Consider the following 26,126-nt stretch of genomic DNA (forward strand, 5'->3'; position numbering starts at 1 on the left):
CTTTTTCGGTATGAAATCGCTATCAATAGTGAATTATAGGAACGCCCTGTACAGGGCGGATTCCACTTAAGTATTGACAGTCAGTCCAGAACAAACGGATCCTGCGTGCGCTGCAGGTACTTCCGAAGCTCCTCCTCCAACCGGGCAGCCACCGGCGACTCCGCTGCGCTCGAGAGGCGCTCCGGATTAAGCTGATACGGATCGGCATCGTTGTCGTACAGAAGCCGCTCCGTCCCTTCCCCTGGCGAATAGCCCCGGTTCACGACATAGGTGTACCGTTCCGTGCGAACCCCGCGCCAGCCATACTGCTTATTGTCGAGACCCGCCCGGGCGAATTGCTCGAGCACATCCTTTCTCCCGGGTACGGCCGCGAGGAAAGCGGACGACGGCCGATTCCCCTCCGTTCCGAGCAGCGATCCCGAGACATCCGTCCCCTCGACCGTATCCGGAATGGCAATACCTGCGAGACCGAGCAGCGTCGGCATAATATCCGGGCTGTTAAACAGAACATCGGTCGTTCCCGGCGCCATCCGGTCCGACCAGCGAATGACGCACGGAATCCCGATCGATTCCTCGTGCCAGGAATGCTTCGCCATCAGACCGTGCGCCCCCATCAGCTCGCCGTGATCCGAGGACAGCACGACGATCGTATCCCGTTCGAGCCCAAGCTCCTCCAGCGCGGCAAGCAGCCGGCCGAACTGCTCATCGATCCCCGTTACCGCTGCATAATAATCGCGCATATACTGCTCCAGCTTGTCGCGGCCGGCTTCGAAGGGCTCTCCCGTGTGCGCCTGCAGCGTATCGTACCGGACATTAGGCCGGAACGGTACCTCCCGGTCCCGATAGATCTCCTTGTACTTGTCCGGGACCAGCTCGAACGGGCTGTGCGGCGGGTTCCATGACAAGAACAAGGCGAATGGGCGGTCCCTGTCCAATCGGCGCATATAATCGATCGCCACGTCCGTTTCGTGCTCGCAAGACCACTGCGAGACCTGGATCATCTCCGGGGTGTCCCTCCAATAGTGGGGCTCCAGATGATGGTCATAGGCTCCGTAGGAATACCAGAAATCGAAGCCGTGCCGCTTCGGTCCCGGCGGAGTGTAGGCATCCCAGTGCCTAGCGCCCGATTCGGGCTCGTCCGACACATTCTGCTCCGGCAGGTCCAGATGCCATTTTCCGATGTAACCGGTCTGATATCCCGCTTCCTTCAGCACATCCCCGATGCCGATCTCCTCCGGGCGCAGCATGAGATCCGCACCCAGTTTGCAGTTGGTATAAACGCCGGTGGACAGCGGATATCTTCCGGTCATGAGCGCCGCGCGGTGCGGCGAACAGAGCGGGGTGCTGGACAGAGCGTTGCGGAAGACAAGGCTCTCCTGTGCGAACCGGTCGATATGGGGCGTCAGCACCGGGTCCTCTCCGGCGAAGCCAACCGCCTGCCGCCGCCATTGATCGGCAAATACGTACAATATATTAGGGCCTTTGGCAGCCATATCATCCCTCCTAATCCGATAGTGACATGTTCGGGGGTCAAGTAGCGTTTTTTCCTTACAATCAGCCTTTAACTGCGCCTGCCGAGATTCCTTCGATAAAATGATCCTGAGCGAGGAAATACACGATGATCGTCGGGACGATCGCCGATACCGCAGCAGCCATAAGCGGGCCGTATTCGGTGCTGTACTCGGTTTGGAAATGCTGCATTCCGAGCTGAAGCGTGAACAAGCTATCCGAATTCAAGTAAATGAGAGGCCCCAGGAAATCATTCCAGGAATGCATGAAAGTAAAAATGATCAAGCTGGCGATGGCCGGCCGGGTAAGCGGCAGTATAATCCGCAAGTAAATGCCGAATTCATTCAAACCGTCGATGCGCGCCGCTTCGGACAGCTCCTCCGGAATCGTCATGTAGAACTGCCGGAACAGGAACACCCCGAACGGGCTGAACGCGCCGAGCAAAATAAGCGCCCAATGATTATTGACCAGACCTAGCTCCTTCATCAGCAGGAACTGGGGAATCATCATCACCTGATACGGAATCATCATCGTGGCAAGATACAGCAAGAACAGCTTGTCGCGTTCCGGAAACCGCACCTTGGCAAAGGCGTAAGCCGCCATCGAGCAGGTAAACACCTGTAAAACGGTCGTGATTCCGGCAATTTTCAACGTATTCAGATAGTAAGTAAGAAAGGGAACCTTCGTCCAGACTTCAACATAGTTGCTCCAATAAAACTTGCTTGGAATCCACTGGATCGGAAACCCGAAAATTTCCGCCTCGGACTTGAGCGATGCCGAAATCATCCAGAGAAGCGGGACAATCATGGAGAGTACAACCAGGATCAGAAAAATGTACAACAGAGCTTTGCGAATTCGCGGCAGCGCTCTTCCGCTTCGGCGTGCGGATCCGAGGCCCGGCGACGGGGTCAAAACAGTATTCATGCGCTATTCACCTCCGGTGGTTCAATAATGGACCCATTTCTTCTGGCCGCGGAACTGGATCAGCGTAATGACTAGAATAAGCGCGAACAGGACATAGGCCATTGCGGAAGCATAGCCGAATTCGTATCTCTGGAACGCCGTATAATAGATGTCATACACGAGCACCCGGGTCGAACGTCCGGGGCCGCCTTGCGTCAGCATGAAGATAAGGTCGAACACTTTAAAGGAATTGATGATCGCCATAATGACGGTAAAGAAAATGACGGGCGACAGCATCGGCAAGGTGATGTTTTTGAATTGCGAGATTTTGCCGGCTCCGTCGATTTCCGCCGCCTCGTACAAATCTCTGGGAATGCCCTGCAATCCGGCGAGATACAGCACCATATAATACCCGACGGAATGCCAGATGCTGACGATAATGACCGACAGAAGCGCCCATTTCGTCGAGGACAGCCAGCCCGGCGCATTCTCGATCCCGATGCTGTGCAGGAATCCGTTGATCGGTCCCATGGTCGGGTTGAACAGAAGCTGCCAAACGACCGCGATCGCGATGGTCGAAGTGATATGCGGCAGGAACATCGCCGTCCGGAACCACTTCAGGCCGCGGATTCCCCGGTTCAAAGCCACTGCCGCGAGAATGGACAGGAATAGCGTTGCCGGAACGGAAACGACCGTCATCACCAGGCTGTTCCAGAAGGAAATCCGGAAGTTCTCATCCGACCATAACCGGATATAATTGTCCAATCCGATAAACTGAATCTTTCCAAATCCGTTCCATTCCGTGAAGCTCATCAAGAACGAGGCAATGACCGGGAACAGAATGAATATAAGAAAACCGAGGATATTCGGAAGGAGGAACGCATAACCGACTAATCTGGCGCGTCCTGCAGTCTGAAGCTTGCGCATTCTATCACTCCTTCATTTCTAAGAAAGGTTCGCAGACCTTCTTACGGCCATCGGAGCCGTATGCGTATAGCGGCTCCGATGAGTGGCCATGTTATCAGGTTTGCTGATGCCGACGTGCCGTCCCGCGAATCGGACAAGCCGGACCGGCATTAATAAAGGCGGTCTTCCGCTTATTTCGCCGCGAAATCTTTGCCGAACTTGTCGGCCCATTCTTTCTGAACGCGATCGGAAATTCGCTCGATGGCCTTATCGACCGTCTGCTCCCCGGACAAAGCCAGCTCGCCTTCCTGAGTGAATATCGTGTTGACGACGATGTTTTTCACACCGGGCAGAAGCGGGTATTCCGGGTATTCCTTTTGCTCAAGGAAATAATGAATATTTTCGGGCTTGCGCGATCCGTCGCCGATGTAAGCCTGCTTGATCTCCTCATTCGTAAAGCCGGTCAGCAATCCGTTGGCCGCGAACACTTTAGCCCCTTTGGGACCGGTCATGAACTCCAGCACCTTATAGGCTTCTTCCTTATGCTTGCTGTTCTTGTTGATCATGACGGAAACCGGGGTAGCCAGGCTTGTATTGGCCGGTACTCCTTCCGGATGCGGGATCGGCACGACGTCCCAATCGAAGCTGATTTTCCCTTCATCCTCTGCCTTGCGAAGCTGTGCAATATGCCAATCGCCAATGAGGTTCATCGCTACATTGCCCTTCTGGAAAACCGAGTTATAATGAGCCGAAGTCGTTACCTGCTCGGACCAGGTCATGATGGAGCCGTCCTTCTCCATATCGACGCGGAGCTGCAGCGCCTTATGGAACGGAGTCAAATCTTTGTCGATGATCGAAGCGCCCGACTGCACAGCCTGCATGTACCAGGTTTGCGGCCATTGCTGCAGGTATGCGCCGTAAATTTTGTCCGCCCCGCTGCCTTTCGTCATCTTCTGGGCCAATTCCCGGAACTCGTCCCATGTCATATCGGCCTTCGGATAGTCGACTCCCGCTTGATCGAACAGCGTTTTATTGTAATAGAGCATCCAATTCGATTTGCGATACGGCAGACCGTATACCTTGCCGTTTACTTTAAGAGTGTCATACAGCGGACCGAAGCCGGAAACATCCGTATTACTCTGTTTGATGTAATCATCCAGCTCTTCCAAAATTCCGGTATCAAGGAAGGAATCCATATTGCCTCCGAACAGATCGATAGCTTCGCCGGAGGACAATTGAAGCCGCAGCTTATCGTAATACTGCTTCTGCGGAATCGTTTCGAATTCCACCTTGATATTAGGATTTTCCTTCTGAAACTCCTCATAGGCTGCCTGGAATTCGTCCAAATCATCGGGAAGCACCGTCATTTTCAATTTGACCTCGCCTGCCGGGGACTTCCCGCCGTCCGGAGATGCTCCATTAGACGGATTGACTGTATTGGAGCCACAGCCTGCCAACAGTCCGACAATGACGGTAAACGCTGCCGCGTTCATTACCTTCTTGTTTATTTTCATTTGAAAACCCCCCTGAAGTTTAGTATGATGAAATCGCTTAATTTTTGTACTTCTGATTGTATCGGGGCCAGAGGCTATTCGTGAAGGTGAAAACATTATACCCCCTCCCCCGCCGCAACCATCATCGGAGATGAAAGCATGCTGTATTTCACGATAAGCTTCGTTGTCATTGCGGTCCTGCTGACGTATCGCAAGCTGAACAGCTCTTCGACCCGTTGGCTTTACGGCATATTGTTCGGCTGGATTGTTTCGTTTGTCTCATTGGTTTTATATTTGAGCAAATTCAATTTTTACTATAACGTGATCCACCGGTTTTTCGATTTCAGCCCGGGGACCTGGAACTATCTGGTGCTGAACAGCTTGAATCCGGACCTTCTCATCCGGATGCTGAACGTGGGCGTATTGATGTTTCCTTACTGCCTGCTCGGGTTTGCCGTTACGTTTACACGCAGGGACCGAATGCTGCGGCCGGCCTATTTTCAATGGCCCGCCCTGGTTATTCTTATTGTACAAGCAGTTTATTACGATCCCGGATTCCAGAACTGGCTGCAAAACTGGATGTTCGACGGCGGCGTATTTGCCCCGGATCGAACGGCTGCCTTCGTTCACGGGCTCGATACGGGATTTCGCTGGATCAATCGCCTGTTTCTGTTGGCCGCATTCCTGCTGCTGGCCTATGATTATGTAACCTATCCGAAGATCCGGTTTTTGAAGAACTATTCTCTGTTTCATTTGCTCAGCCTGCTTCCGGTATCGGTCATTTATTGTCTTTTGTTTTCCTGGGCTCCCCGGGTGCTTGTCCGGGCAACGGTCGTTGAAGGCTACACGAACTACCTGCAGCCGCAAATTCGCGCCAACGGTCTGGTCTTCAACCTGTTTCCGTATATCGTATTTCTGGCATTCGCCATCATGATTTACATCATCTACACTTATAACTCGATAGAAACGTACCGCCGGAACCGGGATATTCAAATTAACAAAAGCATCGACACCGCCAGCTTGGGCATTCGCGCGTTCACCCATGCGCTCAAAAATCATCTGCTCGCTATTCAGTCGGAGGCCGAATATTTGAAGGAAAAGCATGCCGCTGACGAGGAAACCGTCTACAGCCTCGACCTGATGCTGTCCTCATGCCGCACAGCGATGGACAACATTCATTCCGCTGCGGGCAAGCTGCGCAATATCCAGCTAAACTTGCAACCGGTTTCTATAGAGGAGCCGGTGCATGCCGCCGTTGAACGCTTCAGGCAGCATTACCCTGAGATAGAGGTTAACGTTTCCGCGGCGCCGGAGCTGCCTGTTGCCTATATCGACGTTCAACAAATGGGAGAGACCATCCATAATATCCTGGTGAACGCAGCGGAATCTATGTCCAGGCTAAACCGCGAGGGGCGAACCGTTATTTACTTGGAAAAACAGAACCGGTGGGGGATCATTTCGATAACCGACAACGGGCCGGGGATGGATGAAGAGCTGCTTGAGCGGATTTTCACCCCGTTCTTCACGACGAAGGCATCCGTGAACAACTGGGGAATCGGCTTGTCCTACTGTCACCGGATCGTAGAAGGCCATGACGGCAAAATTACGGCGGAGAGCCGCGAAGGAGAGGGCACCACCTTCAAAATTGTGCTGCCTATCCTTTAATTCAACGGCATCCCTATGATTACGCTTAAGAAAGCAGGGGGGATAAAACATACCCCCGGGAGGTGAATTCCATGAAAGAACTTATCAGGGTATTGATCGCAGACGACATGGAAGCGCATCGCCGCCGTCTGGAGCGGATCATCTCCGGGTGTCCGGACATGGAGCTGGTCGCTTCGGCCAAGTCGGGCTACGAAGCCGTACTGTATGCCGCCATGCACCAGCCGGACATCATCCTGATGGACATCGAGATGGAGGACGCCTATGCGGGCATCCATGCCGCCAAGCAGATTTATGAGAAGCTGCCGCACATCCGGATTATTGTCATCACGGTGCATAATGATGATAATATTATCTTTGCCGCTTTTCAGAGCGGGATTAAGGACTATATCCTGAAGTCGGCCCCTGCGGATGAGATTGCCGATGCCATTCGGCAGGCCCATGGAGACCAATCACCGATCCGACCGATCATCGCCCAGAAAATCCGCGATGAATTTGTACGGGTCAAGCGCAATGAAGCGAGCCTTCTATACATTATCCGTATAATTTCCGAGCTCACTCCGAGCGAACTGCAGGTGCTGAAGCTTCTGTGCGACAACAAGTCCCGCAGGGAGATTGCCGCTGAACGATCGGTCGAGCCGGAAACCGTCAAGAAGCAGATCAGCAGCATTCTGAAGAAGTTCGATATGCCGAGCACGGCGGACGTTGTCGGCGCCGTTAACGAGCTGAGGATCTTCGAGGTGTTGAAGAAGCTGTAAGCATGAGAAATCCGCCCGGCGGAAACGTCCAAAATATAATGGATGTGCCGGGCGGATTTAATTTTGGATGTAAATCCGTCTATTTTCATTTTCTGCGGATGCCTTGCAATCAGTCTACTCGCAGAAAGGTGCGTCTGGAACTCGTCTATTTCCATTTTCCACCGGTGCCTTCTCAAGCGACATGGCACTAACTGGATTTTATACAGCTAGTTTTCACCTCTGGAGCAAAAGACGGAAACTAAGTGGAAAAACTACAGCTAGTTTGTGCAAAAAAGTGATTTTAGCAAAAAGTCTTGATTCTAAATGTAGTTTTTCCATTTACTCAATCACTTTTTACCATTCGTTGGCAATTTACCTACATAAAATACAGTTAATCGCTACCGCCAAACGAAGCGATGATTTGATATTTGTGCAGTATATACCTTCTAATCAATATTCGTTCTTCAAAAGTTGAGTATGGATTCCATGCCTTTATATTCTCAGACTGACGACAAGCACTATTCCTAGAATCAGCACCATGAAACTGGTTAATACCGTCAAATAACCGTTTAGCTTGACGGCTTGACCCGAACCTCCGCGAAGCCGTCTTTTCACCTTCCTTCCCCATATTCCCGTAATGATTAAAGCGAGAATGGTGATCGTTCCCCCGCCCTTTTCCATAACCTCCAGCCACATGGGCTTATCCGCTCCCAATCCCATTTGGACGATGAGAAATACTCCGCTGATCAGAACCAGCACAGCCCCGGGATGGGAAAACAGGCTGAAGTTGCGGATAACTTTTATAGCCAGCGTATTGCCCGTATCCGAGTCTAGCTGCTTCTGCAGAATACCGAGAACGACTGTTTGCGCCAGGAGTGCGCCAAGCCACAGGAACAAGCCTGCCAGATGCAGGAACAACCAAAATCCGAACATTGCTTCTCCTCCCTTGAGTCCCTAATAGTTACTCTCCAATAGCTTTATTTATCTTGCTCCCCCGAAGATATCTTCTTCTTCCTCCGGTCAAGCTCAGAATGGAAGGAAGCAGCAGTCCGCGAACGAGAAACGTATCCATCAGAATTCCGAGCGCCATAGTCATTCCGAACAAGAACAGCTCCTGAAGCGGTTGTGTAATCAGAACGCAGAAGGTCGCTGCCAGAATAATCCCCGCCGATGAAATGACGCCTCCCGTTCTCGAAACTCCCCTGCGGATGGCCTCTCTCCATTCATGCTTTTCCGCCTCCTCCTTGATCCGGGACACGAGCATAATGTTATAGTCAACCCCCAGTGCGATCAGGAATACAAAGGTATATACCGGAAGACGGTAGCTGATCGCCTCATATCCGAGAATGTGATGAAAGATCATCCATCCAAGCCCCATTGTCGCTGTATAGGACAACAAGATGGTCGCCATCATACAAATGGCCATTAGAATCGATCTCGTCTGCAGGGCGAGCATGATCGTTATGAACAGAGTAATCAGCGAAAAGGTGGCGAGAATATCGCGCTGATTCATCATACGCACATCCGCTTGCTCCGCGGTCTGTCCCGCATAGTGCATTGAATAACGGGACGGGTCGAGTCCGCTGTCTTTCAATAACGCGGTGCTCTTCTCCCTAAGTGCTTCTATCAAATTTAAAGCAGTCGGGTCATAAGGATTTTCCTTCAAGGTGACTTGCAGTTTAACAGCCTTTCGGGATTCCGCCATTAAGCTTCTGGGCAGAGGCGCATCCGGCTGGGCCAAATCCGGTGTTATATCCGGCTTGATCTCATAGATCCCGTCCTCCCCTTGAAGTGATTCTACGAGAGCCGCCAACTTGTTGACGAAGGACTCCGTCAGCTCTATCTCCTTGTCCGAGTGCAGAACGACGGAAACCGGAGCCAGCTTTCCCGGAGGAAAACGGTCCTCCAATATTTCAAACCCTTGCCGTGAAGAAATATGTTCGGGGAAGGATTTCATTAAATTAAAGGAATAGCTCATACTGCCGATATTGAAGGATGCGGCGCCAAGCAGCAGCAATAAAATCATTGCCGTGGCCGCCGGTTTTTTAGTGACAACAGCACCTATGCGGGTCCAAAAGCCTGTAGCCTTGTTTGTCCCATCCTGCAGCTTGGGAACGAAGGGCCAGAACACTTTCCTGCCAATCAGAGCAAATAAGGCGGGGATCAGCGTCAACCCACCGATCAGCATGACGATCACCGCTACCGAAAACACCGGGGCGAAATGGTGGTAGGGCTTAAAAACCGCTGCAAACAAAGTGAGCATGGCGATAAAAACGGTAGCTCCGCTAAACAAAATCGGCTCGGCTACCTGCGCCATTGCAACCTTCATGGCGTCGTACTTGAAACCGATTTTCTTCAATTCCTCCCGGTATCGGGAAATCACGAATAAACAATAATCGGTCAAAACGGCGAACAGCAGAATCATCATGATGGATAATGCCTGTTTGTCAATGATCAACCATCCGTTCCAGGCTGCGATTCCCAACACGCGATCCACGACCTGGTAGACCATGGCCGCGATGATTAACGGAAGGAGCGCCAGCAGCGGGGAACGGTAAATGAAGATCAGAATAACGAGAATCAAGCCGATCGTAGCCAGCATCAAGACAAAATCCGCGTTTTTAAAAAGAGTTATCGTATCGGCTGCTATTCCTGCCGGGCCTGTTATTTCAAATTGCAGGCCTGCCCCCTTAATTTGCTCAACCCGGCTTCTGATTTCCTGCAAAGTCTCGTAGATTTGATCGGATTCCAAATCTTTCTCCAAGGCTACATTCAGCAGCACGGTTGATTGATCCTCCGAGAACATCTTGTCCTGAACGGCATCGGGAAACTGGTGAAACGGCAGAGCGCTCGCGACATGCTGCGGCTTGTCCTCCGAAGCCAGCCACTCACTGATCCGCTTGATTTTATCGCGGTCTTCCGCAGGCATTTTTCCTTGACTATGAAATACGAGAAGAGCCGCCAGATCCTCCCCGGACGGAAAATGCTCGTCCATAATTGCTTGGGCCTCGGCAGATGGAGTGTTGTTGCGCACACTCCCTTCCCCGCTGCTGACCGCATAAGGCTTCGACCCGGGAGCAAAAGCGCTTAGCGCGAGGATCAAGATCAGCCAGCAAGCGATAACGGTTTTGGCGCCTCTCGGGCTGCTGACCATCCGGGCCCAACGGTGAAAGAAACGATCCATTCCGACTTCTAACCTCCTGTCCTGATTCTGCCATGATTGTAGGACAGGAATATGAACGGAAGATGAACGGAGCATTACAAATGCGGCAAAGACACCGTGAAAACCGTCCCTTGGCCGGGCACGCTCTCCGCCTGTATGGTCCCGCCGTGCAGGTCTATGATTTTTTTGACGATGGACAGACCCAGCCCGCTTCCGGCCTGGAGGCGGTTTCTGGTTTTGTCCGCCTTATAGAACCGGGCAAACACATAAGGAAGCTCGGAGGGAGCAATGCCTATACCGGTATCGATGAAGCGGATGACAATTTCCCGGTTTACCTGAACTTCGATGCGAATCGTGTCCCCCGGACGGCAAAATTTAATGCTGTTCGTCATCAAATTAAGCCACACCTGATACAGAAGCTCGGGATCCGCGGTTATAACGATTTCCGGAAGCTCCGGCTCCACCGATAATCCCTTCTCCGACCATTGCCATTCGGTAACGATCAGAATTTGCCGGATTTGTTCGTCCAAGCGGAATGCCGTTTTCTTCATGACAGCCGTTTCCTTGTCTAACGCCGCCAGGGTTAGAAGCTGCTTGCTTAAGGAAGATAACCTCCGGCTCTCCTCCTCGATGATCTGCAAATAGCGCTCCTCCTCTTCGGGAGAAGCTTCTTTGGCCAGAATGGCTTGGGCGAAACCTTGAATCGACGTTAGCGGAGATTGAATTTCATGTGAGACGTTGCCGACGAATTCCTGCCTCATCTCGTCCAATTGCTTGAGCGAACGAGCCATCGATTGAAAGTGGCTGGCCAAATCCCCGATCTCGTCCCGCCTCGCAGCATCCAACTGGATGTTGTAATCTCCCCGCACAATTTTGTCCGTGGCTTCCGTCAGCTTTTTCAACGGTTTGACAATATATCTCGTGAAAATAATGATCAAAGCAATGCTGCACAAGAAGGTGAACGCAAGAAGCAAGGCCATCAATATCCGCACCTCGCCAATCTGCTGTTCCAAATTGGGACGTACGAATATGGCATAAGTGCGTCCGTTAGCTTCGATAGGCAAGCCAACACTGTTACGAATGCTGTTCTCGAAGAAACCGGAGACCATCAGCAAGTGACGTTCCTCCAGAATCCCGTGATAAATTTCCCCGGCAAGCACTTGGCGAACCTGATCCTCCTCAAAATCCGTATGCTTAAAGGGAGCCCCATAAAAGACTCCCTCCATCCGGTCGTTGACGGCATAGATTTGAAAGCCCATATGACCGATCCGGGTCAAATAATTGTCCAGGTCCATTCCGGGTGTCTCTTCGAACAGGTCCCGGATTTCCTGACCGATGTTCATGATCTTCTGCTCGTTGTACTCCCTCATATGGGCAAGATAATAAAAATTAACGAGAACGATAGCCACAATACTGCTGGCCAACGCTATGCCGATAAAGGTAGCGACAATACGAATATATAAGGTTCTCATTCTTCGTGCACCTCTAGCTTATATCCAATCCCGCGCACCGTCGTAATTTTAAAGTCCCCGGTCCGCTCATGGAACCTTTCGCGCAGGCGTTTGATATGCACATCTATTGTGCGGCTATCCCCTTCATAATCGTTCCCCCAGATGAGCGCGAGCAGCTGCTCCCTTGTAAAGATACGGCCCGGCTGGCTGGCTAATTGGGAGAGCAGCTCAAACTCCTTCAGCGGAAGAACGACCGTCTCGTTTCCAATCCTGACCTCGTAGCTTTTCCGGTCAATGACGGTATCGTTCAGCTTAATCAATTCGGAGGAGACCATTTGATACCGGCGCAATAGCGCTTTGATCCGGAACAGCAATTCTTTAGGCTCGAAAGGCTTTACCAGGTAATCATCCGTTCCGGAGATAAAACCTTTTTCCTTATCGGCCAGTTCCCCTTTGGCGGTCAGCAGAATGACAGGAATATCATAATGCTTGCGGATTTCCTCACACAGCTCCCAGCCGTTCTTCCCCGGCATCATCACATCAACAATGGCCAGATGAATCTGCTCGCTCTCCAGCAACGCGGAGGCCTGCCGCCCGTTCTCCGCTTCGAATACGGCATACCCCTCCTTCCGGAGAATAAAACGAAGCAGCTCGCGAATATTAGGATCATCGTCTGCCGTCATAATATGGATTCTCAAGTTCACCCGACCCCTTCAACCAAAGTATTTATGTACGGTAAAAAATAAACGTTGGGATCATATCCTTAGTATGATCTGTGCCTTTGACACCCCATGCGGAATTGTACTCTTATTATGAATAATAGCAAATTTTCATGGCTGCACGCTTTGAGAGCGCTTCGTGAGGAACAGTAACTTTATGCGGACGTGTCTCTTTCTCCTTCCTCCGGGTGTTATCCCCTAACCTCAGTTCCCCTTACCTCAGTACCTTTCTTATCTGCCCATATCTGCTCCCACGGCCTTCCGACCGTTATCCCTTTCGTTCAGGATTCTAGAAGACTTACATCCGGACTTCCATCAAATAAGATCCGATAAAACGGCAAAAACCCAGCCGATGGAACGACGCTTCAACGAGGAGCTCGACCACGCAGGCCTTTCTGACTCGAGGGGATAACAGACAGATGCATCAACAGAGGAAGCCCAACTAATGGATCGAGGCTTCAGCGAGGAGCTCGACCACGCAGGCATTCTGACTCGAGGGGATAACAGACAGATGCATCAACAGAGGAAGCCCAACTAATGGATCGAGGCTTCAGCGAGGAGTTCAACCACGCAGGTCTTTCTGACTCGAGGGGATAACAGACAGATGCATCGCTGAAGGGATGAAAGAGGGGATCATAAAGTAATCTTAAATAAGCTTATTGCGCCTTATCCGATTCAGTGCCATAATCCCTTTAGCGACAAATTTTACGGCCCGAAGGCCGTGGAGGTCCGTTACCATGCAAACACCTTTCGAAGTCAGGAGCTTTATAGGCACTCACGAAGAAAACTGGTACGACGACGGGTTTCATCATCATCCTACCCTCGAGATCAGTCTTGTCCTGGAAGGGCGGGGATTGTTCGAGTGGCCGGAGAAAAAAAGGCATATCGAGGCCGGTCACGTCATTGTTGTTCCGCCTTCGATCCCCCATCGTTTTGCCGCTGTTTCACATGTCCGCTTCGGAGTTATCCATCTGGAAGGCCTGCCTCCGAGGCTGCTGGAACTCACTGCGGAGCTTGCCCCGGAGAAGCGCCAGCCCTCCCTGGCCGCTTTGTCCAACCTGGATAAGGAACGGTTTGAGCAGTTGTTCCGGGAATGGCTGCGCTTGCTGACCTCGCCGCTGAAACATAGGTCCAGAACTCATGCAGCCTGGATTGAGGTGCTGCTGCTGTTTCTGCTGGAGCATACACAGTCGGATCTGCAAGCGATGACGGTTACCAAGGCGGCAGACTATATTCGCGAGAATCTGCGTCAGCCTGTACAAATGGCCGACCTCGCCGAGCTGGCCGGAATGACGGTTGCCGGCTTTCGCCGCATGTTCGAGCGGGTGTACCGGATGAGCCCCAAGCAATATCAGCAGCAATGCCGCATGCAGGAAGCAAAATGGCTGCTCAACTCAACCGGTAAAGATGTCAATGAAATCGCAGCGCAGGTCGGATTCGGCCGCTTGCACTCGTTCTCGCAATGGTTTAAGGCGGTAGAGGGAGTTTCTCCGACGGTTTGGCGAAGAAACCATCAGATGAAAAACGGCGGTCTGTCCAAAAACTGACTGCCGATTTTTTTTGCGTAAATAATAGCTCTATTTCCATAAATACAATCATGCGCGGATGTACTATCGTTGTGTCTGTACATACTCGACTCTTGAAGACGAGGAGGGCATTAAAATGAACAAAGTCAGAATCGGATTTATCGGCGTTGGCGGTATGGCCGAAGGGCATATGAAAGCGCTCGAAAGGATAGAGGGCGCCGAAATTACGGCTGTCTTCGATATTAATGAAGCCAGAGCGCGGCAAATCGCTCAAGAGTACGGGGCGACGGCTTATGAAAGCAGAGATCAGCTTATGGATTCCGGCCAGGTGGACGCCTTGTTCATCTGTACCCCTCCGTTTGCACGGGGAGACATTGAAGAGGCCGCTGCCCAAAGAGGACTCCACCTGCTGGCGGAGAAGCCCGTCGGCTTGAACCTGGAGGAAGCCCGCCGCAAGGAGAACATCATTCGCGACTCCGGCATCATTCATTCGTCTGGCTACTGTCTGCGTTATCTGGATACCGTACAGAAAGCCCGGCAGTTCCTGGCCGGCAGACAGATCGACATGATCCTGGCGTATCGGATCGGGGGCATGCCCGGCGTTCCCTGGTGGCGGATCATGGAACGGTCCGGCGGACAGCTTGTGGAAATGTCGACTCATCAGGTCGACCTCATTCGTTATCTGGCGGGGGATTTCCGCGACATCCAGGCGATCTACGGACGAAGGCACATCCATCGGGAGCATCCGGAAGCGACCGTACCCGACGTCGGCGTCGTATCGTTCACCCTGCAATCCGGAGCGGTCGGAACGATCAGCAACACTTGTCTGTCCCAATATGTGGGCCGAGGAGAGGTGGAGCTGTTCGGCCATAATTTCTATGTTTCCATTAACGGCAAATCCCTTCTCATTATCGACAACGGGCAGCGTCATGAGGAAAAATGCGAAACCGACTTTGTATTCGAGCAGGACCGCGCTTTTGTCGAAGCGGTCAGAACCGGTAATCGCGAGCTGGTGCTGGGTGATTATTCCGAGGCCGTCAAAACATTGGCCGTTACTTTAACCGCCAATGAATCGGCAGCGGCACACGGAATAGAGTCAACGCCGCCGGCAGCCTCCCCGGAGCATCCGCCTACTTTTGAATAAAGGAGGACTTATCGATGCTAAAAGGAGTCAATCAATGGTGCTTTCCTGAAGGTTATCCGCTGGAACGTCTGTTTGAAGTAAGCCGCGAGGCGGGCTACGATGCTGTGGAGCTTAATGTAAACCCTGCCGGAGGAGTCGGGCTGACTATGGAAACAAGTGCGGCAGAGGCAGAGGAGATTGGCCGGCTCGCCCGCCAATACGGGCTGCAGCTTCGCAGCATCTCGACCTCCCTCCTCTGGCGGCATCCCCTTTCCTCCGATGATGCGACCGTACGCGAGCAGGGCTGTCAGGTCGTCCGCAAGCAATTGGAGCTGGCGGAGCTGCTCGGAGCCGATACAGTGCTGGTCGTTCCGGGCGCCGTCAATGAGACGACCTCCTACGACGCTTGCTATGAGCGAAGCCTGAAGGAGCTGAATGGACTCGCTCGGGAGGCGGAACGGCGCCGGGTGAAGATTGGAATCGAGAACGTGTGGAACAAGTTTCTGCTGTCACCTCTCGAAATGAAAAGCTATGTGGAGAGCGTAAATTCTCCCTGGGTCGGCGTCTATTTCGATGTAGGCAACATTCTGGCATTCGGTTATCCGCAGCAGTGGATTCGCATCCTGCAGTCGCATATTTTCAAAGTTCATGTCAAAGACTTCCGTCCCGGCGTAGGCACAGGGCAAGGCTTCGTCCCCCTGCTATCAGGGGATGTGAACTGGCCGGAAGTTAGAGCCGCCCTGCGGGAAATCGGTTATACCGATACGGTAACCGCCGAAATCGGAAGATACGCTTCAGACCCGCTGCAGGCAGTATTCGATACGTCCAATCATCTGGATATCATTATCGGCAGAGAGCGATGAATGTCCAAACCGTCCGGCGAAATTTGAACTACCGGACGGTTTTGCAATTTTTGGCGGGGCTGGACTTCCTGTGTGTATAGTCTGCGAGAATAGGACAGTTCCAGAAAGAAGAAACCAAGGCCTTTAACAGACGGACCTCCGTAACACTGCCCCTGCCACAAAGCATAAAAAAAGCCCGGCCATAGCCGGACTGTTCAAGAATGTCGGAATGATGTTTTCGATCAACGGGGACTCTGCGGTTCATCCGCTACTGTTGGGCTATTTTAACGTTACCGCTGGTTGCCTGCAATTTCAGAAGCGGCCCACCCTGCCCCACTTGGCCGACAATCCGGTTCTCCTCCTTCTCCTGATACACTAAGTTGGGGACTTTCGCTGACACATTGCCGGATTCCGTCCGCAGGTCCAACTGAAGGGATGAAGGAAATTCCTCCGCATACAAGTTAATGTTTCCGCTCGTCGTTTTGACAGCTGCGTTTTTCGAAAGCGTGGAGTTCGAAATTTTCACATTCCCGGAAGTCAGAGTGACCGCCAACTCCCCTTCAGCCTCTTGGATCGAGACATTGCCGGATGTCCCCTGAAATTCCAGGCGATTTCCACTAAACCCGCTGATTTTCGTATTTCCGCTGGTGCTCTGAACAGCAAGCTGGCCGGCTTGCAGATCCTCGATGCCCACATTCCCCGAGGTCATAAGAACACGGACTTCATCATACAGCTTCTCCGGCACTTTGACGATTATTTCGGGGCTGGTTCTTCCCATCGTGAGAAAAGCCCATTTTTTCGTAGATTCCGCCTTGATCTTAAGCCTGTTTCCCGAAGCGGAAGCCGTTATTTCAAACTTGTCCTTGAACTTTCTGTCTATATATTCCCCGTATAAATGCATCTCGATATCATTGCCGTCACCAGGTATCACACTCACATCGAACGAGTCCGCTTCCACCTCAATAGCCTGGACGGAGGAACCGTCTATCACCTGTTTCTCATCGACCGTTATGAAAGGATCAAATCTGCCGGTCATCCACATAAGGATGCATCCGGTTAATCCGAGTACGAACACGACAGCGGCCGTTCGCGCTACTATTTTCATCTACGCTTCCCCCTGATCACCTTTAAGTTCCACTGCAAATAGTTCAATACCCCACGGTAAAAAAGCTTGGACAGCGAAAGGGTGCCGACGCCGATAAGCACTCCCAGCGAACAAAGCGTAGCACCCAGCAGCAGCGTCCACAGCAAATCGTTATCCGGTTCAAGGAGGATCAAGACGGGGGACACAATTAAAACGGCGGCAACGGCAAAAAAAGCCACCAAAACGGCACATAGAGCTACAAACGGCCCGAGAACAAAAGCCAGATTAAAAAAACCAAGTCCGACCGACGCATACACGGCACGCATGGTGGACCCGAAATTAGTTTTTTCCGCGGCCTGCTTAAGATGATAATGTACATTCATCTCTTTGGCGATCAGTCTCGGACTGCCCAGCGCCAGAACAATTTCCGCTTCACTCTTCCCCTGTATCCTCCCTATTGCAAAATGCTCCTCATAATCGGCCATAATTTCCTGCCGATCCTGGGCGGGAATCCCTGCCAGCAAATGCTCCAATTCATCCAAAAATTCAGCCTTCGTCATCGCCTAATGCCTCCCTAATGATTTCGTCTACCGCTGTGGTGAATTGCCTCCACTCGACGACCAGCTCTGTCATCATCATCCAGCCTTGTTTGGAAAGCTTGTAGTATTTGCGTGGCGGCCCTTCCTGAGATTCCTGCAAATAAGTCGTGAAATAACCTTCCTGAGTAAGTCTGCGCAGAAGCGGGTAGACGGTTCCTTCGGCGATTTGAAACTTCTCCGATATCCGGTTTACCAATTCGTAGCCATACCGGTCCTTCTTCGCTGTCAGTACCAGCACGCACAACTCCAGAACACCTTTCTTGAACTGTACGTTCAACAGAATCACACCTGTCTCGTAGTAGTAGACGTTACTAGCTATTGCATATTATATAGTACTGTATATTATTAAAATATCACAAGGTACAAAATAATGCAAGGTACTGAAGTTTATTTCATTCCCGATTTTCGATCTCAGCCGAATAATATTAAAAACCCTTATGCGATTGCTTCACGATGACTGGTTTTTGTTTCGGCAAGCTTAGCGTTCACTGCTTATCTACGCTAAAAAGGGTCGGGCAGAAGTTTCATGCCCAACCCTTTCGTTTGACCTCCCGGCCCTCATCACTTTAGAGACCCGTCCGCTCCCATGTCGGCTGCGCTATTGCTGCCGCATTAACGCCGCCACTGGGCGCCGCTGCTCACTGCCGATGCCTGCTGCCGCTGACCGGCCAGCAAGCTGTACAGCAGCGCGCAGAACTCGCCGCGGGTGACGGGCCGCCGCTCATCGCCCAGCGTCGTGGCCCAGCCGCCCGCGTCATCGCCGGCGCCAAGTGCGCGGCAGGCCGCGCGGTGCCAGCGGCCCGCGAGCCACGACGGCAAATGCGGCCGCTCGCGCCACTGCTCCTCGGGCGGCGGCTCCTCCCGCGGCAGCCGCGGGCCCATGTCGGCGCCGGCGGGCAGCAGCCGGTCGGTGGCGGGCAGAGACGGCAGCGCTCGGCCCCCCGGCAGCAGTCGGGCCGCCGCTATCCAGCGCGAAGCTTCGGCGGCCTGCAGCGGATCGTCCAATCGGGCTTCATACGAGGTGAATAAGCCCTTGGTGCCGAAATATTCCGCGGCGGCCCGAGCCGGATGGCCCCACGGAATATCGGCAAAATAGGTGATCCGCTGGTTGGCCGCCAACAGCTCAAGCTGTAGCGCATCGACCGGGAGCTTGCGCGGAGTCGTCCCTTCGGCCAGGCACAGATCGCCGGCCACGCCCGCCGCGAATCCGAGCTGCATCCAGCAGGGCTCCATACGGATCGTGCCGAACCCCATATGTGTAGCCGAGACCGCTACCGGAACGAGCAGGCCGTCCACCCGCTTCGGCACAATGACTCCGTAAGGGATCTGGTACACCTTCGTCAGCCAGCCGAGTCCGAGGAACCCCTCAAGCGCCCGATCCCGTCCGGCGGCCTCCCGCTTGCGGGTCGCATGGGAATCAATCGGATAATCGCCGATCGCAATGCTCTCCGGATGCACCGGGGCCCGCTCCAAACCGGGAGCGACCCGGGCATCGTTCTCGGTGAAGGTGTACTCCCCTTCTATCCGGCGCGCTTCGCGGACATAGATTTGCGGCGGAAAATGCCCATGCTCCGCAAATTCGTCTCCGGCATACCCCCAGGTCAACGCTTCTTCCCGGAACTCCGCCGGCGGTGCTTCATCGTTCTGCAGGAACCATAGCAGCCCCTGAATATAATCCCGCTGGCGCTGGACGAAAGCGGCACGCACTGCTGCATCCCCGTCCGCATACTCCTGGTTTTCCTCCGGCAAGTCGGTCGAACACATGCAATAATGATGATTATTGCAGTCGGTCTTGCCGTTCGGAACCGGGAGCATGTTCATGACGTCGCAGATGGAGCGTACCCGTCCGACGGCTACGTCCCCGGCCAAGCTCGCATAATCCTCCCGGCAGTAGCTTTCCGGTTTGCGGAACGGAATCCGGATCTCCGGCCTCTGGGTCAGACACAGACGGAAGTTGTACGCTTGGATCCGTTCGTCTCCTTCTCCTGTGCTTCCGGAAAACACTTCCTTGCTGGCCGCAAAATCCATGTACAGCTTGCCGGCATATTCCTCGTTCCACTCGTCGCGGCTCTCCCGCCCCGAATGCCAAGGCACACCCGCCATTGCGGCCAGATCCCCTTCATAGGTAGCGTCAATAAACATGCCGGCCCGCACGGTCTTCCTTGCCGTTCTCTCCAGGGATTCGGCCATGTCGGCAACGAAATGTCCGCCGCTGCCTTCATCCGCCCTCCGCCGCAACAGAACGCCCGTCAGCTTTACGGCAGAGGCTGCCGTTGATGCCTGTTCCGCCCTGTTTATCGTACCCGGCCCCGCTTCATTCGCTTCCAGTGTTTCCGGCTCCATATCCGGCTTTGGCTCCTTGGCTTTCTGCTTCACTGCATCAGATTCCGCCGAACAAGACTCCACGACACCCGCTTCCGCGGCCGCCTGTTCCTCAGCTTCCCATTCTACGGCTTCCAATTCCCACTGCATGATAATTTCCAGAAGCGGCTCCTGTTCCACCATCTCCGTCAGCACCCGATGCGCTACCGACGGCTCGAAGAACAGCCCCTGATTGCAGGCCTTTGCCTGCTCCGAATCCTCTCCGTACGTATCGGCGTAATACCGGTAAACCTTACCGGCAAATTCACGGAAAACCGCGCCGGATGCCTCCAGCGACAGGATATCGGTGCGCCCCAGCCCGCTCGTCATCAGCCCGCCGAAGTGGCCGGTCGGCTCCGCAAGCAGTGTCCGGCGGCCCCTTCGTGCGGCGCCAAGGGCGGCTCCGATTCCACCGGGAGTTGCACCGTAAACGAACACATCGACTTTGTACCGTGCGTCTTCTTCCTTTTGAATACTCATGCGGACATCTCATCCATATCGAATGGCTCCTCCTTGAGCATGGGATCGGTCATATCGACCATTGCTGTCCGTCTTGTCGCTTCCGGAAACCATACCCATATTGAGTTCAATTTTCTGCACCGGAGGCAACTACGGCCATACGAGTTCTGCTTTCCTGTAAGAGCAAATCACGCCTATAACGAATCCGGTCCTGCCGCTCCAAAGTAATCACGTTCATTTCCTTATACCGTTCTTGCATCGGACCGGTGTTTGCTACAACATCTCCGCCTCGGATCAGAGCCCGATGGACTTTGCCGCTCCTATGAGCCTCAATCTTTCCACTCCAGTATCTGTCCGTCACTAAGCAGATGCTCCCTAAGCATGGTGTAGTCCACTTCCTGCACGGCTCGACTGCGCGCCAGAGCCACTCCGGCGGCCGTTGCCGCAGACTGCCCGAGGACCATGAATACCGGCTCCATCCGGATGGAGCCGTAAGCGATATGCGAAGATGACAGGCAGACCGGCACCAGCAGGTTCTGGCACTGTTCACCCTTCGGAATGATCGAGCGGTAGGAGATCGGGTAAGGCCCAGGGGGGCTGATTTCCACATTGCCTTCGTTAATGCAGCGGCCGTCTATTACTATCCTCCGGCAATTATGCGAATCCATACCATAAGCCGCCAGCCCGACTGAGTCCTCCGCGACCGCCAAGTGCCGGCAATGATGCTCGGTCATGACAAAGTCCGAAACCATCCGACGCGCTTCCCGGACATAGAGCTGATGGGGCCAGTTCGCCGATCCGGGGAATTCGTCCGCAGGCAGCCCCCACTGCCGCACTTCACCGCGAATCCAAGCCGGCACCCGTTCGTCATTCGCCAGAAAATACAGCATCCCGAGATTATAATTAACGTGATCCTGGAAGAGGTGCTCCCTCTCGGAATAGCCGGCATCCGGCCAGGCGTAGTTGCCTCCGATATGATCGGTCGAAACGCCCCCGAAATTATTCAGGTCTGTTTTCCCGCGCTGCATCATGACATGCAACCGCATCGCATCCCAGACCCCGGCGTTAATATAGCGAAGCAGGAGCTCGAAGCGGTCAGGGTCATATCCCGGCGGCTCGGGGAACGGGATCCGGTTGCTTGCCACATTGGTCAAACAGATCCGGAAGTTGTACGCCTGTACACACGAATCGCCGTCACCCTGCCTGCCCGGCTCCAGATCCTGGACCCCGGCGATCAACCCGCTGTCCGGCTTGCCGGGAACAACGTACGGATCGACCCAGGCCTTGAAGTTATGATTCGGACTGCCGAAATGAATGCCGTTCAGCGTCTCCCGGTAGATCGAATTCGCCTCGCGTCCGACCGTATAGGACACGCCCGCCCGGGCCATTAAATCTCCCTCATAAGTGGCATCAATGAACATTCCCGCTTCGAAGGTGCTTCCGTCCTCCATGACTATCCGGACAATCCGGCCGTCACGCAATTCTGCCCGATCCAGTCGCTGTTCAAAATAGACGGGGATATCATAACGCTCCACCCAGTCCAGATAAATCCGCTCCGCCGCGGACGGCTCGAACATCCACCCCGAGCCGTCGGGCTCGGAGCTCCCGTAATGCCGGCCGATCTCCCGATAAAACTCGCGTGATATTCCTCCGATCACAGCCTTATTCCCGAAATCGGTCCGCCCAAGTCCGCCGGATGTCAGACCTCCCAGATGCCGTCCGAATTCGACGAGGGCCGTTTTCATTCCCATCCGGGCCGCCTGTACGGCTGCCGCCACCCCAGCCGAGCTGCCGCCGTAGATGCAGACATCGGCTTTAACATGAATGGGCGGGGCCGGGTTCTTTTTTGCCCTATAATAATACAATCCGCTAAAATCCGTCACAATCCTACCACTCCTTTGTTCGATAGTCCCTTAGGATTCAACCCTCACCCCAATAGGCGGATCCGCTTAGAGCAAGGCTCCTCCTGAAGCGACGCTTGATGCTTGATGCTTGGCTTAAGCTATTCTATTTGAGGAGCCTCCATCTGATTCCTGATGACAGCTTTGGCATAAGCGAACCCTTTCCGTTTATGACGTAATAGATTTCCGTAACAAGCAGATAGCTATTCCGTTCGAACCCCTTTGCTCCGTTCTCCTCTTCACCAAACATAGGGCTCCTACGGTTCTGCCCCGCCAAACTGAGCGAAGGGGATAGTAGTCGAAGGCAGTTGGAGCGGCGATAGTTATCCCCGTTCCCAAATTTCCTCCGTGCGTCTGTTTGCTCTACCCGCTAGACCGCGTGAATGGATGGCCACTTCAGCTCCACACCGGCCTGTACCAGAATCGACTGGTAATCCTCCAGCTTCTGCTTATCATTGCGCACTTCGCGCGGCTTGACTCCGTGCTCCACACAGTAGGCGGCCAAATAACCCGCCGCTTCGCCGATGTTCCATTCGACCGGATGCAGCCGATAGCAACCGTTTGTAATATGGGTCGTGCCAATGTTTTTGCATGCGGGCAGCAAATTGTTGACCCGGACCGGAATGAGCGAGCCTAGAGGAATTTGAAACGGCAGGCTCGGAATATCAATATACGTGCGCAGCCCCGTGCTCGGATGCAGATCGATCCCGTAGAAGCCGATGCCGACCGAATCCGGGTAATCTTCAGCCGTTAATCCCGGTCTGCATGCGGGACTCAGATGCTGCTCCAGAATGGTCAATTCGGCCCGAATTCTTCTTGCCTCGCGGATGTACGGTCTCTTGGCCAACCCGTCCTCCGTGCCGACAGCATCCTTCCTAAGCCTCAGCCCCGGGTAACCGTATCGTCCGTCCGGACGCGGGGCCTCGGTTTGCATCCAATACAGCAGGGACAAGCTCAACTGCTTGGCGTTCTCCAGATGCTTGATGCGTTCCTCCTCCGGAACATCGATGATGGAGCCGAGCCAATAATCGTTCTGCGGCCAGTTGACGATCGTCATATCGCTGGCAAAAGTCCCTTCCGCAAACAGGGAACGGCCAATGACTCTCCGGTATTGCCATAACGAGAACGACTTGCCGTCCGGGAAGAAGCTGTAACGGACCGGCTCCAGCGTATGCGGAACAAGTCCCATCCAGCTTAACTGTTTGTCAGGCCAGAAATCCGCCTGGTACTCCCTCCAGAAATCATACTGGGCCGGTTTCGGAATGGTGAAATCCTCCCCTTCGAGATGATCGACCAGGAAGCAGTAAGTAAAGGCCTGCATATCCTGAGGATCGGCCTCTCCTTCCAAGGCATGCGGCTCGCCGGTCTGGCTGACGGATTCCGAGCCGGTTACATACTCGACTCCGGCCAAGGGGAGCACATCCCCCTCTTCCGTGGCATCCAGAAAATACGGGGCGGTCAGCACGACCTCATCCCCCGTGTCCAGGCTCCGGACATGGACCGCTGCAACTTCGTCGCCCGATGTTTCCGCACGGACACATTTATAACGAGTCAGTACGATTAGCGTCCCGCTATGAATGTAGGGAGCCAGCATGTCATTCAGGACAGCCAAGGCGGTACGGGGCTCATGGGCTACCCGGCGGCTTCCCGTGGCATTGCCCGGGTTCAAATAAAGAGCGGAGCGGGCTGCTGCCGTCAGCGGAAAATTGCGGCTGTAGTAATCGCGCACCCGATTCCGGAATTGCCGATAGCTGGCGGTGCAACCGAACTGCTCGATCCACGTATGCTCATCCGGGGGAACCGCCTGACTTGTCAATTGACCTCCGATCCAGTCCGTTTCCTCGGTCATGAGCACCTTTTTGCCCATCTTGGCACAAGCCAAGGCAGCCGCGCATCCCCCCGTTCCACCTCCAATAATAACAACGTCTGCATGAAGCTGTTTCATCACCCGCCTGGCTCCTTTCCAATGTCGTAGAATAAAAGCTCGGACAGCCGGATGCGAAGCCCGAGCAGACGCAGGGGATTATTTATGGAATTTCGATCTGCCGATGCTCCGAGGCCCGGCAAATGACAAAATCCCGCTCCTGCATACGTAACTGGCCAGCCCTCCTCCCATTTAAGCAAATTCACTGAACGAGCCCAAGCTCCTTGGCCCGCTTTTCCGCCTGCTCGACAAACAGCTTATACTTGAATGTGCTCTCCAGCGTTTTTATGAAATCGGGGTACTCTTCAAGCGGCCGCTTGTTGTACAGAAACTTGGCCAGTTCTTCCTTGGCGTAACGGTCGGCGTCCGCCGCATTATAGCCTGCCGGAGGCAGCAGATTGCTGTCGATGCTCTGCAGCCGCGGCAGTTTGAGCGCATACTCGATGAACTTCTCCTCCGTCGGGAACTTCGTGGGCAAATACTCTTCGTTCGGACGCCCGGTCATTTGATAGTAGTGGAAGTAGTTGCCCTCTTTGGCCATCGCTTCCGTCAGCACGATTTTGCCATTCTCCACATTATAGTGGCGGCCTTCGATTCCATACATGACCAGAAGATTGCCTTCCTTGCTCGAAATATAGTTCAGCAGCTCGAAAATTTTCTCCAGCTTGTCAGGCTGCTTCTCGAGTGTCTTCGGCAGAGCGAACAGGCGGGACGGCTTCTCGGCGTCGAATGCCGTATCATATTGGCCGTAAGGGCCTTCGGGCGGGCCCATCTGCACCCATTCTGCCTTGGGATTAATGGTTTTGTACTGCTCGACGAATTCCACCTTGCCCATATCCGTCCACCCTGACCAGATGATGCCGGCTTTCCCCTGGAATGCCTGATCGCGCGCCATCGTTCCTTTATTGGTCATAATTTGCGGATCCACCAAATTCTCGGAAATGAGACGCTTGATATAGGCAAGAGCTTCCTCCATTCCCGAATCATAGAAGGAATTGGCCACCTTCCCGTCCTTCAGAAAGGTCGTCCCGGGACCGGCTGTTCCGAAGGCTCCGAAGATCGGGGCGAAGGTGCCGAGTTCCGTTCCCGTAAATCCGTACGTATCCTTCTTGCCGTTGCCGTCGGGATCATTCTCTGTAAAAGCCTTCGCGACCTCATACAGCTCCTCGAGATTGGTCGGCATCTCCAGCTTCAGGTGATCCAGCCAGTCCTGACGGATCCAGAAGGACGTGAACGCCACATCGGCAATTCTCGTAATGGCGTAGTACTTGCCGTTCACCATCCCTTTCTTCATCAGGCTTTCGCCCATGAAGTCCTTGGCCGTCTGCAGCTTCGAATCGAGGTAAGGAGTCAGATCAAGCAGCAGGCCCTTCTGCGCAAAATCGTTAAGGGTAACCAGATCGAGATGCATAATATCCGGATAATTCCCGGCTGCGGTCCGTACCTTGATTTGGTTCATATAATCGTTGAAGCCCTGGATCATCGTCATCTGCAAATCGATGTTCAGCTTCTCGTCCAGAGCTTTCTTAATGAAATCGTCCTGCGGAGCCGGCTTCCCGGAGCCTTCCATAGCAACCGTAATTTTCACCGGCTCCTTGTTTTCCGTCCTCGTCTCCTCCTTCTTGGGGGCTCCACTCGGTGACGGACCCGCGTTATTACTATCCTTGCCCGTCGAGCACCCCAATACCGCTCCTGTCAGGAGAAGCATGCTTGCGGCAAGCGCTGCATAACGTTTCTTGGCAACCATTATCCAACTCCCCTTTA

At 53.6% G+C, this 26,126-nt stretch carries 21 protein-coding genes; 5 read left to right on the plus strand and 16 right to left on the minus strand.

Going from position 1 to position 26,126, the window contains the following annotated elements; all coding sequences use genetic code 11:
- Positions 1–80: 80 nt before the first annotated feature.
- The 4 genes from ACTHRH_RS13230 to ACTHRH_RS13245 all read right to left on the minus strand — a co-directional run bounded on the left by ACTHRH_RS13230 (position 81) and on the right by ACTHRH_RS13245 (position 4,832).
- A complete protein-coding gene (locus ACTHRH_RS13230; RefSeq protein ID WP_440415920.1) occupies positions 81–1,493 on the minus strand; it encodes a sulfatase family protein in 1,413 nt (470 codons plus the stop codon).
- 61 nt (positions 1,494–1,554) lie between these two features.
- On the minus strand, positions 1,555–2,433 hold the full coding sequence (locus ACTHRH_RS13235; protein WP_144932839.1) for a carbohydrate ABC transporter permease: 879 nt from the start codon (positions 2,431–2,433) through the stop codon (positions 1,555–1,557).
- Positions 2,434–2,454: 21 nt separating this feature from the next.
- The gene (locus ACTHRH_RS13240; RefSeq protein ID WP_150959766.1) at positions 2,455–3,339 is read right to left on the minus strand and encodes a carbohydrate ABC transporter permease; all 885 of its coding nucleotides are present in this window, start codon (positions 3,337–3,339) and stop codon (positions 2,455–2,457) included.
- Positions 3,340–3,509: 170 nt separating this feature from the next.
- Positions 3,510–4,832, minus strand: coding sequence for an ABC transporter substrate-binding protein (locus ACTHRH_RS13245; protein ID WP_440415923.1), 1,323 nt, complete (start codon positions 4,830–4,832; stop codon positions 3,510–3,512).
- Between the two features lie 138 nt (positions 4,833–4,970).
- On the opposite strand from ACTHRH_RS13245, the gene ACTHRH_RS13250 reads away from it, so the two are divergent.
- Both ACTHRH_RS13250 and ACTHRH_RS13255 read left to right on the plus strand, forming a co-directional pair.
- On the plus strand, positions 4,971–6,476 hold the full coding sequence (locus tag ACTHRH_RS13250; protein WP_440415925.1) for a sensor histidine kinase: 1,506 nt from the start codon (positions 4,971–4,973) through the stop codon (positions 6,474–6,476).
- 71 nt (positions 6,477–6,547) lie between these two features.
- The gene (locus ACTHRH_RS13255; RefSeq protein WP_150959768.1) at positions 6,548–7,231 is read left to right on the plus strand and encodes a response regulator transcription factor; all 684 of its coding nucleotides are present in this window, start codon (positions 6,548–6,550) and stop codon (positions 7,229–7,231) included.
- 471 nt (positions 7,232–7,702) lie between these two features.
- Here ACTHRH_RS13255 and ACTHRH_RS13260 read toward each other — a convergent pair whose 3' ends face one another.
- The 4 genes from ACTHRH_RS13260 to ACTHRH_RS13275 all read right to left on the minus strand — a co-directional run bounded on the left by ACTHRH_RS13260 (position 7,703) and on the right by ACTHRH_RS13275 (position 12,507).
- The gene (locus ACTHRH_RS13260) at positions 7,703–8,143 is read right to left on the minus strand and encodes a hypothetical protein (RefSeq protein ID WP_150959769.1); all 441 of its coding nucleotides are present in this window, start codon (positions 8,141–8,143) and stop codon (positions 7,703–7,705) included.
- A gap of 28 nt (positions 8,144–8,171) precedes the next feature.
- Positions 8,172–10,394 (minus strand): MMPL family transporter, encoded by a 2,223-nt coding sequence (locus ACTHRH_RS13265; protein ID WP_440415928.1) that lies wholly within the window; start codon positions 10,392–10,394, stop codon positions 8,172–8,174.
- A gap of 74 nt (positions 10,395–10,468) precedes the next feature.
- Positions 10,469–11,845 (minus strand): sensor histidine kinase, encoded by a 1,377-nt coding sequence (locus tag ACTHRH_RS13270; RefSeq protein ID WP_379291418.1) that lies wholly within the window; start codon positions 11,843–11,845, stop codon positions 10,469–10,471.
- Positions 11,842–12,507, minus strand: a complete 666-nt coding sequence (locus tag ACTHRH_RS13275) for a response regulator transcription factor (RefSeq protein ID WP_191964339.1) — start codon at positions 12,505–12,507, stop codon at positions 11,842–11,844. The genes ACTHRH_RS13270 and ACTHRH_RS13275 overlap by 4 nt, the downstream gene beginning before the upstream one ends.
- 773 nt (positions 12,508–13,280) lie before the next feature.
- On the opposite strand from ACTHRH_RS13275, the gene ACTHRH_RS13280 reads away from it, so the two are divergent.
- The 3 genes from ACTHRH_RS13280 (at position 13,281) to ACTHRH_RS13290 (ending at position 16,055) form a co-directional block, all read left to right on the plus strand.
- Complete coding sequence (locus tag ACTHRH_RS13280) at positions 13,281–14,090, plus strand: helix-turn-helix domain-containing protein (RefSeq protein WP_144932823.1); 810 nt, start codon at positions 13,281–13,283, stop codon at positions 14,088–14,090.
- A gap of 115 nt (positions 14,091–14,205) precedes the next feature.
- Positions 14,206–15,213, plus strand: coding sequence for a Gfo/Idh/MocA family protein (locus ACTHRH_RS13285; protein WP_440415931.1), 1,008 nt, complete (start codon positions 14,206–14,208; stop codon positions 15,211–15,213).
- Positions 15,214–15,227: 14 nt separating this feature from the next.
- On the plus strand, positions 15,228–16,055 hold the full coding sequence (locus tag ACTHRH_RS13290) for a sugar phosphate isomerase/epimerase family protein (protein ID WP_440415933.1): 828 nt from the start codon (positions 15,228–15,230) through the stop codon (positions 16,053–16,055).
- A gap of 247 nt (positions 16,056–16,302) precedes the next feature.
- On the opposite strand, the gene ACTHRH_RS13295 is transcribed toward ACTHRH_RS13290, so the two are convergent.
- The 8 genes from ACTHRH_RS13295 to ACTHRH_RS13330 all read right to left on the minus strand — a co-directional run bounded on the left by ACTHRH_RS13295 (position 16,303) and on the right by ACTHRH_RS13330 (position 26,109).
- Positions 16,303–17,139: a DUF4097 family beta strand repeat-containing protein gene (locus ACTHRH_RS13295; protein WP_440415935.1), complete on the minus strand. Its 837-nt coding sequence runs from the start codon at positions 17,137–17,139 to the stop codon at positions 16,303–16,305.
- Complete coding sequence (locus tag ACTHRH_RS13300; protein WP_440415937.1) at positions 17,136–17,678, minus strand: HAAS signaling domain-containing protein; 543 nt, start codon at positions 17,676–17,678, stop codon at positions 17,136–17,138. The genes ACTHRH_RS13295 and ACTHRH_RS13300 overlap by 4 nt, the downstream gene beginning before the upstream one ends.
- A complete protein-coding gene (locus tag ACTHRH_RS13305) occupies positions 17,665–17,994 on the minus strand; it encodes a PadR family transcriptional regulator (RefSeq protein ID WP_144932813.1) in 330 nt (109 codons plus the stop codon). Before ACTHRH_RS13305 ends, ACTHRH_RS13300 begins: the two co-directional genes overlap by 14 nt.
- A gap of 335 nt (positions 17,995–18,329) precedes the next feature.
- On the minus strand, positions 18,330–20,558 hold the full coding sequence (locus ACTHRH_RS13310; protein WP_440415939.1) for an FAD-dependent oxidoreductase: 2,229 nt from the start codon (positions 20,556–20,558) through the stop codon (positions 18,330–18,332).
- Between the two features lie 106 nt (positions 20,559–20,664).
- Positions 20,665–20,898: a hypothetical protein gene (locus ACTHRH_RS13315; RefSeq protein ID WP_440415941.1), complete on the minus strand. Its 234-nt coding sequence runs from the start codon at positions 20,896–20,898 to the stop codon at positions 20,665–20,667.
- Positions 20,867–22,420 (minus strand): FAD-dependent oxidoreductase, encoded by a 1,554-nt coding sequence (locus ACTHRH_RS13320; protein WP_440415943.1) that lies wholly within the window; start codon positions 22,418–22,420, stop codon positions 20,867–20,869. The genes ACTHRH_RS13315 and ACTHRH_RS13320 overlap by 32 nt, the downstream gene beginning before the upstream one ends.
- A 388-nt stretch (positions 22,421–22,808) precedes the next feature.
- On the minus strand, positions 22,809–24,383 hold the full coding sequence (locus tag ACTHRH_RS13325; RefSeq protein WP_440416008.1) for an FAD-dependent oxidoreductase: 1,575 nt from the start codon (positions 24,381–24,383) through the stop codon (positions 22,809–22,811).
- Positions 24,384–24,564: 181 nt separating this feature from the next.
- Positions 24,565–26,109 carry an extracellular solute-binding protein gene (locus tag ACTHRH_RS13330; protein ID WP_440415945.1) on the minus strand — a complete coding sequence of 515 codons (1,545 nt, stop codon included), beginning with the start codon at positions 26,107–26,109 and terminating at the stop codon, positions 24,565–24,567.
- Positions 26,110–26,126 lie beyond the last annotated feature (17 nt).

The sequence above is a fragment of the Paenibacillus sp. SAFN-117 genome (genome assembly GCF_051966115.1).
GTDB classification, from domain to species: Bacteria; Bacillota; Bacilli; order Paenibacillales; family NBRC-103111; genus Paenibacillus_L; species Paenibacillus_L residui.